Genomic DNA, 17,121 nt, shown 5'->3' with positions numbered 1-17,121 from the left:
TGCCTCCTCCCTAAGTTTAGTATAATATATTTATAGAGAATTTATAGTTATTTTGAGAGTTATCCTTTGTTATATTAACAATTTTTACACTGCTGTAATTTTTAGAAACTTCCAGATTAGCTGCAAATTCACTAACGGAATTATAGCTTACTGCAGTCCCCTCTATAACTGCTGATTTTTTATCATATATGAAATTAGTTAATTTAATATCCGATGTCACATACTTTTCAAACTGACGGATTTTCTCAAAGGCCAGTGTTCTGTTATTAGCTAACTCCTCTATCTTTTTAATTCTCTTGCTGTAGTTTTCAATCTCACTGCTTATAAGTCTGCTTTCTTCAATTAAGGCCTTATTTTCCTCAACACTTTTCTGAAGCATTTTTTCCTGAGCTGTTAAAGACTGCAGCTTAATATTTGGTATATATGCTCCTATAAAAAGCACACACATAAAAATTATAAAGTACGCAGTATACTGCCTTATCTTAAATAATCTTTGTTTTTTTTCCTTTAAACTATATGGTATTAAATTAAGTTCATTCATCTCTTATTCCTTTCTAAGTAAAAGCCCAAGTACATTTAAATATAATTTAATATCACAGTCCTGAGGAACCTTTATATTTACGGGCAGGTTCTTAACAGACTGTACTATACAGGCAGGAGAATTAAAATAATCCTGAATATAATCTTCAATGCCATGCATAAAACATGCAGAACCAGTTATATATATTTCATCCAGGGGCTTTTTTACTCTTCCAGTAGTATAAAATTGAATAACTTTTAAAAAAGAAGAAAGTACATTATCAAACATAGTCTGTATCCTTGCATCTACCTCAATATCTTCCTTAATATCCTCAAAGGTAAATACTTCCCGCAAGTAATGCTTTGCTTCATTTTCCTCAACCTGAAGTCTTCTGCTTATTTCTCTTGTTAAAGTTTCAGAACCAAAAGGAACCTCTCTTTCTACAAACAGATTACCCTTGTCCAATATTATAATGCTGCTGGATCTTTCTCCAAGGTCTATTACTCCTATGCTTTCCTGTACATTCTTAGATTTTTTATCTTCCTTAAAAATCCTTGCAACACAGTTAGAAGCTATATCTACAGCTCTAAGCTTCAGCTTAAGCCTATTGCTAAGCTCTGCAAGCCTGTCTGTTTTTTCTTTTGGAACAGCTGCAGCTAAAAGCTTATAAGCCTTTTTCTCCTTATTTTCTATTTTCTCCATAATCTGAAAATCTACGTAATAGTTGTTTCCTCCGCCAGGCAGGTATTGACTCATTTCCCACTCTACTGAACTTTTAATGTTTTTCTTGTTCATTATTGGAACCTCAATATGCCTTGTTACAATATCTGGTCCTGTTATTGAAAATAAAATTTCATCTGCCTTAACCTTTTTCTGTCTCATGAACCTTTTTATACAACTGTAAATAAAATCCATAATATCCACATTTTCTTCAGTCATATCTTTATCTGAAATATTAATAAACTCCCAATGTTTAACCTTTTTTTTATTTCCATACATTATCTTAATAATATCTGCTCCTATAAAAACAGCTATATAATCTCTACCAAACATTCTATCACCTCTTTTCTTCAGTAAAAGATATATTCTCATTAAATTATTGAAGATACTTAGTTAAGTAGTTATTTATTTTGTCCTTCATAGACTGAGTCATTACTTCACTACTAATCTTCGATATTGTGAAATTTTCTGACAATATATTTAAACCTTTAGAAATAATTGATGAATTATTAAAGGTGAATTCTTCCCAAGATACCCCAAAGGTTCCAGTACAATAAATAATATAATTATTAAATGTATTGTTTGCTACAAGTTTATCAAATCTCCAGTCTAGATTAACATCCCCATCAATCAAAATAAACTTTAGTGTATTGGCATTTGAAAAAGTACCTGCAGGAGGATTTAGTGCATATTTTAGCGCCTGTACATCGCTTCCTTTTACTTTAATAAAAGCCACATCGCTATAAGTAGTATCATACTTTGTATCATAAACTACAGGAGTCTTAAACTGCTTTATCCCATTTACAGTTGTAACTGCAGTTAAAGGAGCAGGTGCCACAGCAGGTGGACTTGGGGCTCTTGCAGGCACTTGTATATTAACAGGTATTAATAAACCTCCGCTGCTTTGAAAAATATTTACATTAGTTTCAATTTTAGGCGGATTAGAGTTACTTTTTATAATTCCTCTATTATAATTTAATATATTTGACTGAATATATGTGCTTCCAAGATTTACAGTAATATTAGGGACATAAATTGTATTCCCTGCTTTTAAATAAGTCTGTCCAGATATATTATAAGTATAATAAGCAAATTGCATATTATTTCCTGACATCATTGTTACTGGTGCTGTTGACCTTATGCTTTTATTTAAAATTATATCTCTTCCGCTCTGCATAAACATAGGACCAGTGGAATTTATATCATTTTTATTTGACTGCATCTTTATATCTCTAGCTGCAGTAAGTGACAAGCTTGCTCCATTTTCTAAATCATTTTGAAGTATAATATCTCTTCCAGCCTGCAGCTGAGCTGTTCCAGAAAGCAGTTTTGTAGTTACCCAGGAAAGGGTAATATCACCATTAGAAAGTATTTTTGTACTTTTATAAACCGTTAACTGATTTTGTAAAGTAACATTTCCTCCTGCTTGAATATATATGTTTTGAGGTGAAGATGGATTGTTCCACTGAAAAATAACATCATTTGCTGCTATTGAAGTGATATCTTCTGTAATATTTAATGCGCCATTTAATACTACCTTATTTCCCTGAAGATAAATATTACCGTTAATATACGTGTTGCAATTCTTTCCATTTCCTATAACCGCAGCTGCTGTAGTATCGTTAATATTTCCTAACGTGCTAATGGTATTTTTTGCAAAATAGTCAGCAATAGTTCCATCATCACCTGAAATTATTTTTAATTTTGTATTATAGGTAAGAGTCTTTTCATATTTTTTATTGTTTAAATAAGCATGTGAATTTACAATTATATAAGATTGATCGTCTAAAGAAAAAGTAACATCGCAAGTAACTGTATTATCATAAAAGGCAACTGCATTTAACGGACTTATTGACGTTCTATCTTTATTTACTTTAGCAATACCTAATTGTATGCCAGACCTGGCTGCTAAATTAACCTTATCCATAGTGTCAAAGGATATATGAGCTTTTATACTGCTTGTTGCTATAGTAATTCCAGCTATAGATACTACCAGTAATACAGAAATAACAGCTATAACCATTACAAGAGTAGATCCTTTTTTCTTCACGCTAATAACCTCCTATTGACATAAAGGTAGTATAACTTTCACTGAAATTTCTATACTTTAGATTAAGCCTGAGTCTTAGTGCATTTGAATTTGATGAAAATGGTGCATCAATTGAAGAAGTGTTTTCTATATACTTCCCTATAGGCAAATCCCAGCCAGTACCATCTAGAAAAATTTTGTATACTGAATTATTTTTAATTACATATATAAAAGGGTTTCCGGCACTTGAGGACAGCTTTACGTATACAAGACCATAACAATCGCTTAAACTATTAAATGTATTTCCATCAACAACGACCTTTCCACTGCTTACGGAAATAGGATAGGCTACCTGAGCATTATTAACATTTCTAGTTATCTCTTCTACTACACTTCTTGCTGAATTTTGCAGTATTGATTTTCCTGAAGTTGTAGAATATGTTTTAAGCCCGTTTGAAAATACAGAAAAAATTACAGCTGAAATTATTAATACTATACCTATAACAGCAACTAATTCTATAAAAGTGACACCTTTCTTTTCCAAATTATCACCTGCCGATATAAACCTCTCTTACTGAAGGACTATCATAACCATACATTAAATCCCAGACTATTACCTTTACATAATAAACGGTTCCTGCTGTAGAAGCTCTGCTATCTTTTTGCATGGCAATATAAGCCCCATATTTTCTATTTGAGTTATTGTTTTTGCATTTACTATAAATATTTGTATCAATATAAGAAAAATCATCATTTGATACTTTACCTTGTATTTTAGGCCCAAAATTAAACCAATCAATAAAATTAGGAGGTGTCCCAGCACTAGTTAAACTGGTATACCCACTAACTGTATAAAGAACAAAATCTTTATAATCATCATTGAAATAAACAAAAGCAGAAGAACCTTCATCATTGCAAAGCTGAGTTATCTTAGATATATTTGCTCCCATAAAGGCTTCAGAAATACCTTGAGCATAAAACATAGTATCTAATTTCTGTTCACCATTTCGCCAAGTTTTTGTTCCTGATATAAATGCAGATGTTACAGCTACTATAACTATTGATAATATAGCAACAGCTGCGATAACTTCTACAAGAGTAAAAGCCTTTTTCTTCATATTCTCACCTATTAAAGCAATAATAAATATAACTGAATAACTCTTTCACCAATAAATATAGCTGTGACAGCCCCCAAAGCCAGAAATGGACCAAAAGGAATATAATCCTTCCTTGATTTTATTTTAAAAATAATTAATAAAATCCCTATAATTCCTCCAAATACAAAAGCTGCAAAAAGCATTACCAAAGTAAGTCTGAAGCCTAGAAACAGACCGCATAAAACACATATCTCTGCATCACCCCAGCCCATTCCCCGGGTAATAAGAATTATTAAAGATATAACTCCTCCCCCAAGGACTGCACCTAATATATAAGCTGTAATGCTTTGTCCTGAAAAATATATGTATAGTAAAAAAGCTATCCCTGTAATTATGCCAGACAACGTAGTTTTAAAATATACATCTGTTGTATCAAAATCAATCATTCCAATAACTATTAAAAATAAAATTAGAACACTGTATTTAATAAAAGTAATATTTAAACCATATTCTATATAAACTGCTGTAATAAGCACACCTGTTATCAACTCAATAAAAGGATACCTTAAAGATATTTTCTCCTTGCAGTATCTGCATTTTCCTTTTAAAAATAAAAAACTAAATACTGGTATTAAATCTAGTGCTTTAAGTCTTGTTTTGCAATTTCCGCAGCGGGAAGGCGGATTTATTATTGATTCCCCTTTAGGAATTCTGTAAATGCATACATTCAGGAAACTTCCTAAACAAAGTGATAGTATAAAAATATAACTAGTTAAAAATATCTCCATTTTTTCACCAACTGTTTAATATTTATAATATATAATTTTCTCGAAGGGAGTTCCCTTCGAGAATAAATTTTTTATTAGTTTATATAACCAGATAAAGTAGCTAAAGTATCTGTTTCTCCTATACCTTTATTTGCATTAATAACTCTTTGTATAGTTTCTTTTAAATCATCATCTGCTGAACCAACATTTTCTAGTGTTATATTCCCTGATTCTGCAGTTCCAAGTATTTGTTTTAATGTTGTTGTACTTGAAATAGCAGTTGCAGCCTGTGCATTATAAACTTCTACAGCATTTAATATAGAGCTTGCATTAGCTTTTTTAGCAGAAGTAGTTGCCTGAGTAGTGTAAGAACTAACCTTAGGCACAATAACAGCAGCAAGTATAGCAAGTATAGCAATAACAGCAATTAGTTCAACAAGTGTAAATCCTTTTTTCTTATTTCTTTTCACTCATTTCACCTCCTTTTCCATGTTCAAACTTTTAGAAAAAATTCTTAATTTATTTTTTATATATATTATTAATTAATATATATTATCTATATTTATATTATATTATTAAATCAGCACAATTTCTACTGTAAGCCAATGGTATTATACATCTCAAATATAGGCATTATTATAGAAACTACTATAAATCCAACAACTATTGACAAAAATATTACTATTACAGGCTCCAGCATTGAAGTAAGCTGTGCAGTTGCAGTTTCAATTTCTCCATCATAATAATCTGCTGTCTTATCAAGAATGTCTTCTAATGTACCTGATTCTTCACCTATTATAATCATTTGAGTTATCATGGAAGGAAATAATTTTTCCTTCTGCAGAATTTGACCTACTGAAAGGCCTTTTTCAAGCTCAGCTCTCATATCTTTTAAAACTTTTCCATAAACCTTGTTCCCTACTACATCAGCACAGATGCTTACACTTTGTATAAGGGGAACTCCACTGGCTGTAAGCATTCCAAAAGTTCTTGCAAATCTTGAGACTACAACCTTAGAGTACATCTTCCCAAAGGCAGGAAACTTTATTTTAATGTTATCGAAAAAGTACGCTCCCTCTTCGGTTTTAGAATAAAATTTAATTGTTGAAACTAAAGCAGCAGTAATTATAATAATAAGCCACCACTTCTCAATTATCACATTACTAATACCCATTATAATTCTTGTTTGTACTGGTATAACTGCATTAGGAAACTGTTCAAACATACTTGTAAATATAGGCAGTACCTTTACTACAAGTACAAGTACAACAACAAAAGCAAATACACTTACAACAGCAGGATAAGTAAGAGCTTGTTTAACTTTCTGCCTCTGCTTATGCTCCTTATCATAATAAGCAGCCATTCTCATCATTACAGTATCTAAAGTTCCACTTGTTTCCCCTACTGCCACCATGTTTACAAGCATATCCGGAAAATGCTTATGGCTTCCCATAGCTTCCGATAGAGTTTTTCCTCTTTGTACATCTTCAAAGGTTTTTTCTAGTATTTTTTTAAGCCTTTTATTTTCTGTCTGCTCTTTAACTAATTCTAAAGCCTTTAAAATATTTATACCTGCAGTTAATATAAAAGAAAACTGTCTGCAAAATATTGCTATATCCTTAAGCTTAATCCTGTTTAAAAAGCTCAGCTCTATATTTAATTCTTCCCTGCACAATTTTATATTTACAGGATAGTAGTTTCTTTGGCGCAATATATCTATAACCGCAGTCTCATCTCCTGCTTCAACAGTTCCCTTTAAAGTTTCTCCATTTAAAGTTTTTGCTTCATATTCATATAGCGGCAAACTCTCACCTCTTTATTGACTATTCTTTCAAATAAGCTATTTTAACTAATTCATCCAAAGTAGTTATTCCTTTTAAAACTAAATTCTTACAGGATATTCTCAGTGTTTTCATGCCCTGCTTAATGCTTAAATCTCTAAGCTCGTCTGTTGTTTTATTTCTTGCTATATATTCTCTATGTTCTCTAGTTATTTCCATTATCTCATAAACACCTTGTCTACCTATATATCCGCTCTGGTTACACAAAGCACAGCCTGTCCCTTTATATAGTATAATATTTTTACTGTCATCTTCTCCTAAAAGTCTTTTTTCGTAATCGCTTGCTTTATATTCAACCTTGCAATAAGGGCAGATTTTTCTTACTAGTCTTTGTGACACAACTCCTGCAATAGAAGTTGCAACAAGATAAGGCTCAATTTTCATATCCGTAAGCCTTATAACAGCTGAAGCTGCATCGTTAGTGTGAATAGTGCTTAAAACAAGGTGCCCTGTTATAGCAGCTCTTATAGCAATTTCAGCAGTTTCATTATCTCTTATTTCACCAATCATTATTACATCCGGGTCTTGTCTTAATATAGCTCTAAGTCCCGAAGCAAAAGTCAGTCCAGCTTTAGGATTAACGTTTACCTGGTTTATTCCTTCTATCATATATTCTACAGGGTCTTCTACTGTTACTATGTTTCTGTCACTGTTATTTAAATCATTTAATATGCTGTATAGCGTTGTAGACTTTCCGCTTCCTGTAGGACCTGTAACTAATATAATTCCGTAAGGATTTTTTACTATTCTGTTAAGCTTATCCAAATCATCCTCGATAATACCAAGCCCTTCTTTATCAATTAAAAAGCTTTCTCTGTTTAAAAGTCTTATAACTATCTTTTCACCAAAAATAGTAGGAAGAACAGAAACTCTAAGGTCAAATTCCTTGCCGTCTACATTAGTTAAAATTCTTCCATCCTGAGGAAGCCTTTTTTCAGCAATATTCATATTTGCCATAATCTTAATACGGGTTACTAATGCTGCCGCAGTTTCTTTTGGGGATTTTAAAACCTCCTGAAGCTCACCGTCAATTCTAAATCTTATCTTAATATATTTTTCAAAAGGTTCTATATGAATATCACTAGCTCTTGACTTTACAGCATTTTTTATTATTGAATCTGCTAATCTGACTGCTGGAGCATTTCTTATATCTTCTATTTCTCTTGCATCATCTGTTTCTCTTGCATTTTGTTCTCTAGAAAGATCTTCTGCAGCCTTTTGAACAAACTGGCTGGAATAATATTTGTCAATGGCTGTTTTAATTTCATCGCTTCTAGCTATAAGAGGATCAACTTCATAGCCTGAAGCTATTTTGACATCATCTAAAGCAAATATATTAAGCGGGTCAGCCATTACTACCTTTATATTATTCTTGTCAAAAGCTATAGGAATCAGTGTATATCTAGATGCAAGGCTTTCAGGTATAGATTTTACAGCCTCCATATTAACCGTTACTTTATCTAAACGTACTCTTTGAATTCCAAGCTGCAGTTCAAGAACATCTAATATATCATCTTCAGTAATAATACTATCCTCTATTAAAAGCTCACCAATTCTTTTGCCTGAGGTTCTCTGTTTTCTAAGTACTTGTTCAAGCTGTTCTCTAGATATCTTTCCAGCTTCAACAAGCAAATCTCCAAGTCTCTTTTTTGATATATCTTTCATAACCTACTCCCCTGTAAAAAAAGGCCAGTCCAAAAGAACTGACCGGTTGCACTACTTGCTCCGCATTACCCAAGTGCCCAAATAAAGATAATGCATCTTCGTCTTCAAAACAGAAATATTTAAAATTATCTTAATATTTTCAAATTCTAACTTCATTTTAATTATATCAACATTAATTTACCTTTTCAATAAGTATTGTTTGTCTGTTTATAAAAAAAATGTTAAAAAAGAGCCTCCCATATTATGAGAGACTCCATTTATTTTAGTACATTCCGTCCATTCCCATTCCGCCGCCAGGCATTGCTGGTGTATTGTTCTTTTCTGGTATGTCAGCAACTACACTTTCAGTTGTTAAGAAAGTAGCTGCAACTGAAGCTGCATTTTGAAGTGCACTTCTTGTAACCTTAGTTGGGTCAACTATACCAGCTTTAATCATGTTTACATATTGCTCATGTAAAGCATCAAATCCAACTCCAGGCTCGCTGTTTCTTACCTTTTCAATTATTACAGAACCTTCAAGTCCAGCGTTAGCAGCAATCTGTCTAACAGGCTCTTCAAGAGCTCTCTTAATTATATTGATACCAACAGCTATATCTGGTTCTGTTGAAGTAACTTTAGCTACTTCATTGATTACGTTAATGTATGCTGTTCCACCACCAGGAACGATACCTTCTTCAACAGCTGCCTTAGTAGCTGCTAAAGCATCTTCTATTCTAAGTTTTCTTTCTTTAAGCTCTGTTTCAGAAGCAGCACCAACTTTGATTACTGCAACTCCTCCAGCAAGCTTAGCAAGTCTTTCCTGAAGCTTTTCTCTGTCAAAATCTGAAGTAGTTTCTTCAATTTGAGCCTTTATTTGATTTACTCTAGCATGGATAGCACTCTTGTCGCCTTTTCCGTTTACTATAGTAGTATTTTCCTTAGAAACTTTTACGCTTTCAGCTCTTCCAAGCATATCTAGTGTAGCTTCCTTAAGCTCTCTTCCTAATTCTTCGGATATAACTTCTCCACCAGTTAGAATTGCTATATCTTGAAGCATTTCTTTTCTTCTGTCGCCAAATCCTGGAGCTTTAACAGCAACACAAGTAAAGGTTCCTCTTAGCTTGTTAACAACAAGTGTAGCCATAGCTTCGCCTTCAACATCTTCAGCGATGATTAAAAGCTTTTTGCCTTGTTGAACTATCTGTTCAAGTATTGGAAGTATTTCCTGTATGTTAGAAATCTTTTTATCTGTTATAAGTATAAATGGATCTTCAAGAACTGCTTCCATCTTTTCAGTATCAGTTACCATATATGGACTTACATATCCTCTGTCAAACTGCATACCTTCAACAACGTCAAGCTCAGTTCCCATGGATTTTGATTCTTCAACAGTGATAACTCCTTCGTTACCTACCTTTTCCATAGCATCTGATATTAACTTACCGATTTCTTCATCGGCAGCTGATATAGCAGCAACTCTAGCTATATCTTCTTTTCCTTCAACTGGTCTTGATATCTTCTTTATTTCTTCTACAGCTTTTTCTACAGCCATGTTAATACCAGTTCTTATAAGCATTGGATTAGCTCCAGCTGTAACATTCTTTAAACCTTCTCTTATAATAGCCTGAGCAAGTAATGTAGCTGTTGTTGTTCCATCTCCTGCTACATCGTTAGTCTTTGTAGCAACTTCTTTAACAAGCTGTGCTCCCATGTTTTCAAATGGATCTTCTAATTCAATTTCTCTTGCTATTGTAACACCATCGTTAGTTATAAGTGGTGCACCGAATTTTTTATCAAGAACTACGTTTCTTCCTTTAGGTCCAAGTGTAATTTTTACAGTGTTTGCAAGTGCATCTACGCCTCTTTGCATAGCTCTTCTTGCTTCTTCACCATATATAATCTTCTTAGCCATTCCTATCCCTCCAAACTAATTTTTTAATTATTCAACTACCGCTAATATGTCGTCTTGGCGAACTATTGTGTACTCTTCCCCATCTACCTTTACTTCAGTTCCAGAGTACTTGGAGAATAATACCTTATCTCCTACCTTAACTTCCATTTTAACTTCTTTTCCATCAACCATTCCGCCAGGTCCTACTGCAACAACCTCAGCTTCTTGTGGTTTTTCTTTTGCGGTACCTGTAAGCACTATACCGCTCTTTGTTTTTTCTTCTGCTTCAAGTTTTTTAATAACAACTCTGTCACCAAGTGGTCTAATTCTCATTTAAACCCCTCCTTAATGTATTATAATTTAGTATATTATGAACTCATTTTTGTTAGCACTCGTCATTGATGAGTGCTAATACATTTATAATAATAAATAAATGTATTTATAATATCAAATTCCATCTTTTCCTTTTTAGGCTATTTAATCTTAAAAAGTCTATAATATTTCAGTTTATTTTACTATTTTGCTATTTTACTCTTATTTTCATTATTTTTCTAGTTTTAAAATTTTTACCTCTCAATTGTTAGCAAATATTAACAATATCGTTCAAACATTAGATATTATTATCATACTTTTAAACAATTATGTATAAATCTTAAAAATATTAATATATCTTTTAAAAGATGCATACTAGAAGCAAGCTACATTTTCACTACACTCTACCCGAAAGTTGACTATATTAAAGTCATTATATAAAATAAAGTTATAAACAGATGGGAGGATTTTTTATGCACAAAAGCCTTAACAGATTAACTACAGCTATTGTTTCCTTAGCTTTAGCACTTTTTTTAATATCTTTAACCGTTAAAACCGTGTTAGCTTTCAGACAGCTTTATTACTTTGACATAGAATATTTAAAAATAGCTGAAAATTACAATATGTCAAAAGAGGAGATTATTAAAAATTATAATATACTTATTGACTATATACAGGATAGGAAAATAACTAAATTAAGCATGCCTTCTTTTAAAGTTTCAAGAGAAGGTGAAATACACTTTGCAGAAGTAAAAAACATATTTATGAATTTTAATTCTTTACTGTATATTACAGGCTTTTTAAGCTTAATAGGAGTAATATACAAGGTACTACAGAAAAACTTTCTGTTTTTAAAATGGAGCTTTGCAGCGCTTATATCCATACCAGTTGCACTCTCAATACCCTTTGCCATAAACTTTGACAAAAGCTTTACCGCATTTCATAAAATTTTTTTCAATAATGATTATTGGGAATTTGACCCGATAAGTGATCCAATAATTAATGTACTTCCCCAGGAGTTCTTTTTTCACTGTGCTGTAATGATTTTAGTTTTAATAGCTTTGTTCAGCATAATTTTATATTTTATATATAGAAAAACTATGAAAAATACAGTTTAATTAAAAGGGACATACCTGCATATAAGGTGATGTCCCTGATTTTTTCACAAATAATACTTTTCTATTTCACATATTTAATTTCAGTTTTCTTTCTTTGCATACCAGTAATAACAAACAGCATAAGGCCAATAGCACCAACAATATCCCCAATGCTGACAGCAAAAGGTCTTGGATATTTAACCGGAATTACGTCTCCTAAAAAAGCAAGCTTTGTACCTTCATCTATAAGCCTATATAGTCCTTCTGATGAAACATTCTGTGTAATTCCTGCTGCTTTAACTGCACTTAAGCTTACAGGCATAGCTCCCCCATTTAAAAATATAGGTATTGCGTTTAGAAGGAATCCTATACCCATTAAAACAATCCATTTATTTCTCCTATTTACATATATAAACACAAATAATAGTAAATACATTATAAAGTTCACTACATACGTTACAATCCCCCTAGTTAAATACTGGTTTCTTATAAGCATAATAAGAATAAATTCAATTAAAAATGCTGTAAACACAAAATAAAGACCTTTTATTGAGGAAGCATCTATATTTTTTAAGCTGCCCTTTAAAATATATCCTATTATTACTGCAATTATCAACGCTTGAATAAACATGTCTACACCGCTTTCTTCTCTATTATATTAAGATAAGCCTGTACTACCTTAGGATGAAACTGAGAACCAGAATATTTAGTTATTTCAGATATAATCTGCTCCTTTGATAAAGCCTTTCTATAAGGTCTGTCTGTTGCCATAGCATCAATAGAATCTGCAAGCTGTATAATAAATACATCTAGGTTTAATTCCTCTGCCATTTTACCTTCCGGATAACCTTTTCCATCATACATTTCATGATGATGACGAACTATAGGCAGAATATTCTCAAGATTTTTTATATCCTTAAGTATATTGTAGCCTATCTCTGGGTGGCTTTTAATTATTTTATATTCTTCCTCTGTTAATTTTCCAGGCTTGTTAAGTATTTGATCGTCTATGCCTATCTTTCCAACATCATGCAAAAGTGCTGCAATATTAATCTGCTCTATTTTTATATCGTTATACTTTAACTCTCTGGCAATTTCACAAGCAATTTCAGCAACTCTCTGAGAATGCCCTTCCGTATATTTATCTCTTGCTTCCATAGCACGCATTAAGCTGTCCACAGTCTGAACATATTGGGTTTTGCTTTCTATGTAAAGTGAAAAGGTATATCTGGCAAGAATAATTGGAAATAACAGCAATAAAACTCCGCCAAAACTATACTTCTTAAAAACAAATGCTAACAAAAGTCCAAAAGGAGCCATAGCAATACTGCTCAAAAGTCCTAATTTTAAGTTGCTTATAAAAAAATAAAGTATATTCTTATTGTGTAGTAAAGAAAATAATATAGAAGCTAATAAAGTATTAACTATAAAAACTGTTATACAGAACACACTTATATGAAGTATCTCCCCCCAAATGTTTTCCAGTAAAAAGGTTCCATTAAAAGCTACATATAAAAAATTGCCTAGTATTATTGGCAGAACTAAAGCTGAATAATTATATAAAGTTTTATATAAAGGTGTATTTAATATATGATTAAACTTGCCATTAAATTTTACAACTCTTAAAGAAAAACCAATAATCATAATTATTATGGCAGTTAAGGGTTTAAATAGTAAAAATGCAGCCAGCTGCACTGCAAAGCTTGTGCTAACAGCAATTCCTCTAAAAGGAACCATAAAGCTCTCTGTTGCCATCATTAGTAATGAAAAAAATAATATATCAACGTAATCTGCAACATGAACAGGGATATAATTATTTGAAATAAAAAATACTAAACATAATGCTGTTAAAATCGGTACTGAAACTATATAAGCTTTCATTTTAAACGTCAAATCTCTCATTACTATCCCCCTTATGGATAATAAAGGCCGGTGAGTTTATATTTTTATAGCCAAGTAAATGTTGAACCACCTGCTATAGCAAGAGCAAGTATAGCTAATAAAACAGATACTAACTTTTTCATTTAAAATTCCCCCTTATGGATTATTAACAAGTATCCGCTAAGACTTGTCATAATTCACTCCGCTAAGGGCTGAAAAAAACAACCGGCCTTTATAAGCAGTATTAAAATGTGTCCCTTTGAATCCTTCTGTTTACAGCATCCAAAGTTGCCTTTACTATAGCTTCGTTTATATCATGTCTGACAATAGCTGAGCCTACCATAATATGTTCTCCTTCATTAACTACCATATTAACTAAAACTGAAACAAAGTTAATATCTCTGCTGCTGCTTAATATTACGTCTTCAACATTAAATAAATAAGCTTGTCCAAGGATTTTCTCAATAGTTTTAACTGTTGCATCAGCTACTATTTTCTTTCTGTTTGCAGCAGTCTTAATGCCGTTTACTAATTCGCAGTATTCTTCTCCTTCATAAATAAGGTTTACACTGCATTCTAAAGCTATTCCTTCAGTCTTAAGATTTATCCCGCTATATTTTATTCTTCTTAAAGTTTCTGAATCCTCTGTCTGAATCTGCGCAATGCTTATAAGCTTTCTATCTATTCTATAGCCGTAAGCCGCCATCAGTGAAGATTCTATATCCCTTACTATCTGCTTGGGGGCTCTTAAATTATTTGCTAATATATGTACTTCCTTTATTTCCTCATTTTCATCTATAATCTTAACATTAATTACCCCATCAATTTTAGCTATCATATTCTGATAAGCATTGAAGTCCATTATAATCCCCCATCTCTTCCACTGTATTAATATCTAAATTGTACCATAATCCGAATATTAAAACAATACTTCCTATTTTTATACTATTATTCTTTTTTAACCAGGCTTTTTATTATTTTCTCTCCTCTAATTACTCCTAAAATGAATAAAGAAGACATAACTACTGCAATGAAAATTAATATTCCCTTTTGACCGCTGTACATCCTTGCACCAAAAAATGCGGATATAAATATACCTGGTATTCTTCCTAAGGTTGAATATAAAATAAAATTTCTGAAATTTATATCCGAAATTCCACAGATATAAGCCAAAACATCCTTAGGTATTCCTGGAATGAGATATAGAAGAAATACTACAAAATTAATGCTTCCCAGCTTTAAAAGCTTATGGAAAAAATTAAGCTGTTTATTAGATATTATTTTTCTTATTAAAGGTTTTCCGAAAAGCCTTGATATTGAATAAACAGCGGCACTGCCCAAACTTATTCCAATTAATGAAATTACTCCTCCTAAAGCTGTACCGTATATGTATCCCCCAGCAATCTGAATTACTTCACCAGGTATAAAAAAAGCAACTACTTGTATAATTTGTAGCAATAAAAATGCTAAAAGGCTGTACTGTTTAAAAGATAATATAATTTCTTTTATCTTCTTAGGATTTTTCAGTACATGAAAGTACTGACTATAATACTCGTAAGCTATGGCAGCTATAAATAAAAAAACTAAACCTAAAACTATGTATGCTTTATTTTTATTCAATATTTCTAAACATTTTTTAATATTGTATTTTATCCATTTCAGCATAATTTCTCCTTAAACTATGTTCTAAACATTTATATTATTTTCTCTTGCATAGTAGAATAAATACTGCTGTGCAAAGCCGCTAAGCTTTCCAAATTTATTTCTTCCAAACTCTCTTATCTTCTTTAATGACACATCTGGTGCAAGATAAAAGTGCTGCATTGCCCTTTTCACCCATACATCTACAGGAAAAGCTGAATACTTATTCATAGAAAAAAGCATGATGCAGTCTGCTACTTTAGGACCTATTCCGCTGAAAATCTGCAGTGCTTCGTGACATATATCATCATCTTGAGCCTTTATCCAGTTTAAATCATACTCTTTTTTATAATCTTCTTTTAAACTTCTGTAAATTTTATCTACAGTATCAATTATATATTTAGCTCTAAAACCTGTACCTAAAGCCTCAATATCTTCAGTTTCAGCTTCATGAAGTTTTTCTGCTTCAGGGAATGTATAATATATCTTCCCTTTATATTCTACAGGTGTTCCATATGCCCTGCTTATATTTTCAATAGCTCTTTTAATCATAGGAATTCTGTTATTTGCAGAAATTATAAAAGATATTACAATTTCAAAAGGTTCCTGCTTTAAAAGCCTTATACCATATCCAAACTCTACAGAACTTTTCAGCAGAGGATCTTCACTTAAAACTTCTTTTATTTTTCCATAATCTCTATTTAAATCAAAATAATGAACCCAGATTTTATTAAATTCTTCTTCATTTGTATTATATATAATTAAATCATCATTTCTTCTTTCAACTTCAATGACTTTGCCAAAGGCTACTCCTATGTAATTGCTGTTTTCTTGTCTGTTCCATCTAAAACATTGTCCACAGTCAAATATATGAGGCAGTTCAAAATTTTTTACATTTTCAACTATAACGCCCTTTTCAAACTCCTTAATTCCAGTAAAATCCACAGTAAAATCTCTCCTCTAAAAACTTATTACCTATAATTTTCATCTTTTAGTCTAAATATATACTATAAAATAATTATTTTCAATAAAATAATCATGATAAAAAACAAAGGACAGCACCCTAAGATACTGTCCTTATCACTATTCATTTACATTTGATAAAAACTCATCTATAGCCTTGGCAGCTTTTTTACCAGCTCCCATAGCAAGAATTACTGTTGCAGCACCTGTAACTGCGTCTCCGCCTGCATAAACTCTTTCTTTAGTAGTAAGTCCTGTTTCTTCTTCTGCTATTATGCACTTTCTCTTATTTATTTCTAAACCTTTAGTAGTTGAAGATATAAGCGGATTTGGAGAAGTACCAAGAGACATTATAACTGTATCTACATCCATTATAAATTCAGAATCTGGAACCTCAACAGGCTTTCTTCTTCCTGAAGCGTCAGGCTCTCCAAGCTCCATCTTTATACATTTCATACCTTTAACCCAGCCCTTTTCATCTGCAAGTATTTCTGTAGGGTTTGTTAAAACGTCAAATATTACTCCTTCTTCTTTAGCATGATGTACTTCTTCCACTCTTGCAGGAAGCTCCGCTTCTGAACGTCTGTATACTATGTGAACCTCTGCTCCAAGTCTTAAGGCAGTTCTTGCAGCATCCATTGCTACGTTACCTCCGCCAACTACCGCAACCTTCTTCCCTACCTTAATTGGTGTGTCGTAGTCATCTTTAAAGGCTTTC

18 protein-coding genes and 1 riboswitch are annotated in these 17,121 nt (G+C 32.1%); of the genes, 1 reads left to right on the top strand and 17 read right to left on the bottom strand.

The window, feature by feature from the left end:
• Positions 1–16: 16 nt before the first annotated feature.
• The 11 genes from M2651_RS10815 to groES form a co-directional block, all read right to left on the bottom strand.
• Positions 17–541: a PilN domain-containing protein gene (locus tag M2651_RS10815; protein WP_252132368.1), complete on the bottom strand. Its 525-nt coding sequence runs from the start codon at positions 539–541 to the stop codon at positions 17–19.
• 3 nt (positions 542–544) lie between these two features.
• A complete protein-coding gene (gene pilM / locus M2651_RS10810) occupies positions 545–1,573 on the bottom strand; it encodes a pilus assembly protein PilM (protein WP_252132367.1) in 1,029 nt (342 codons plus the stop codon).
• A gap of 43 nt (positions 1,574–1,616) precedes the next feature.
• Positions 1,617–3,290 carry a hypothetical protein gene (locus M2651_RS10805; RefSeq protein WP_252132366.1) on the bottom strand — a complete coding sequence of 558 codons (1,674 nt, stop codon included), beginning with the start codon at positions 3,288–3,290 and terminating at the stop codon, positions 1,617–1,619.
• Between the two features lies 1 nt (position 3,291).
• Positions 3,292–3,813 (bottom strand): PilW family protein, encoded by a 522-nt coding sequence (locus M2651_RS10800; protein WP_252132365.1) that lies wholly within the window; start codon positions 3,811–3,813, stop codon positions 3,292–3,294.
• Positions 3,814–3,817: 4 nt separating this feature from the next.
• A complete protein-coding gene (locus M2651_RS10795; protein WP_252132364.1) occupies positions 3,818–4,387 on the bottom strand; it encodes a PilW family protein in 570 nt (189 codons plus the stop codon).
• Between the two features lie 11 nt (positions 4,388–4,398).
• Positions 4,399–5,154: a prepilin peptidase gene (locus tag M2651_RS10790; protein WP_252132363.1), complete on the bottom strand. Its 756-nt coding sequence runs from the start codon at positions 5,152–5,154 to the stop codon at positions 4,399–4,401.
• 74 nt (positions 5,155–5,228) lie between these two features.
• Positions 5,229–5,603, bottom strand: coding sequence for a type II secretion system protein (locus M2651_RS10785; RefSeq protein WP_252132362.1), 375 nt, complete (start codon positions 5,601–5,603; stop codon positions 5,229–5,231).
• Positions 5,604–5,725: 122 nt separating this feature from the next.
• The gene (locus M2651_RS10780; protein ID WP_252132361.1) at positions 5,726–6,937 is read right to left on the bottom strand and encodes a type II secretion system F family protein; all 1,212 of its coding nucleotides are present in this window, start codon (positions 6,935–6,937) and stop codon (positions 5,726–5,728) included.
• 19 nt (positions 6,938–6,956) lie between these two features.
• Entirely contained in the window at positions 6,957–8,639 is a 1,683-nt protein-coding gene (locus M2651_RS10775; protein WP_252132360.1) for a GspE/PulE family protein, read from the bottom strand.
• A 31-nt stretch (positions 8,640–8,670) separates the two neighbouring features.
• A riboswitch (cyclic di-GMP riboswitch) is annotated at positions 8,671–8,754 on the bottom strand.
• Between the two features lie 147 nt (positions 8,755–8,901).
• The gene (gene groL / locus M2651_RS10770) at positions 8,902–10,530 is read right to left on the bottom strand and encodes a chaperonin GroEL (protein ID WP_252132359.1); all 1,629 of its coding nucleotides are present in this window, start codon (positions 10,528–10,530) and stop codon (positions 8,902–8,904) included.
• Positions 10,531–10,557: 27 nt separating this feature from the next.
• The gene (gene groES / locus M2651_RS10765; protein WP_252132358.1) at positions 10,558–10,842 is read right to left on the bottom strand and encodes a co-chaperone GroES; all 285 of its coding nucleotides are present in this window, start codon (positions 10,840–10,842) and stop codon (positions 10,558–10,560) included.
• Positions 10,843–11,294: 452 nt separating this feature from the next.
• On the opposite strand from groES, the gene M2651_RS10760 reads away from it, so the two are divergent.
• Entirely contained in the window at positions 11,295–11,939 is a 645-nt protein-coding gene (locus tag M2651_RS10760) for a TIGR01906 family membrane protein (RefSeq protein ID WP_252132357.1), read from the top strand.
• 61 nt (positions 11,940–12,000) lie between these two features.
• Here M2651_RS10760 and M2651_RS10755 read toward each other — a convergent pair whose 3' ends face one another.
• From M2651_RS10755 to M2651_RS10730, 6 genes are all read right to left on the bottom strand, one after another.
• Complete coding sequence (locus tag M2651_RS10755; protein WP_252132356.1) at positions 12,001–12,549, bottom strand: DUF5317 domain-containing protein; 549 nt, start codon at positions 12,547–12,549, stop codon at positions 12,001–12,003.
• A 2-nt stretch (positions 12,550–12,551) separates the two neighbouring features.
• Positions 12,552–13,820, bottom strand: a complete 1,269-nt coding sequence (locus M2651_RS10750; RefSeq protein WP_252132355.1) for an HD-GYP domain-containing protein — start codon at positions 13,818–13,820, stop codon at positions 12,552–12,554.
• Between the two features lie 223 nt (positions 13,821–14,043).
• Complete coding sequence (locus M2651_RS10745; RefSeq protein ID WP_252132354.1) at positions 14,044–14,661, bottom strand: hypothetical protein; 618 nt, start codon at positions 14,659–14,661, stop codon at positions 14,044–14,046.
• Positions 14,662–14,747: 86 nt separating this feature from the next.
• Positions 14,748–15,464, bottom strand: a complete 717-nt coding sequence (locus tag M2651_RS10740) for a TVP38/TMEM64 family protein (protein WP_252132353.1) — start codon at positions 15,462–15,464, stop codon at positions 14,748–14,750.
• A gap of 21 nt (positions 15,465–15,485) precedes the next feature.
• Positions 15,486–16,385, bottom strand: a complete 900-nt coding sequence (locus M2651_RS10735; RefSeq protein ID WP_252132352.1) for a DNA-3-methyladenine glycosylase family protein — start codon at positions 16,383–16,385, stop codon at positions 15,486–15,488.
• A 138-nt stretch (positions 16,386–16,523) separates the two neighbouring features.
• Positions 16,524–17,121: FAD-dependent oxidoreductase (locus M2651_RS10730; protein ID WP_252132351.1), on the bottom strand; the 598-nt coding region annotated here is incomplete at its 5' end.

Origin of the sequence: Clostridium caldaquaticum (genome assembly GCF_023806125.1) — a bacterium.
Classification (GTDB): Bacteria; Bacillota; Clostridia; order Clostridiales; family Clostridiaceae; genus Clostridium_AT; species Clostridium_AT caldaquaticum.
This window is presented reverse-complemented; position numbering and strand designations above follow the sequence as displayed.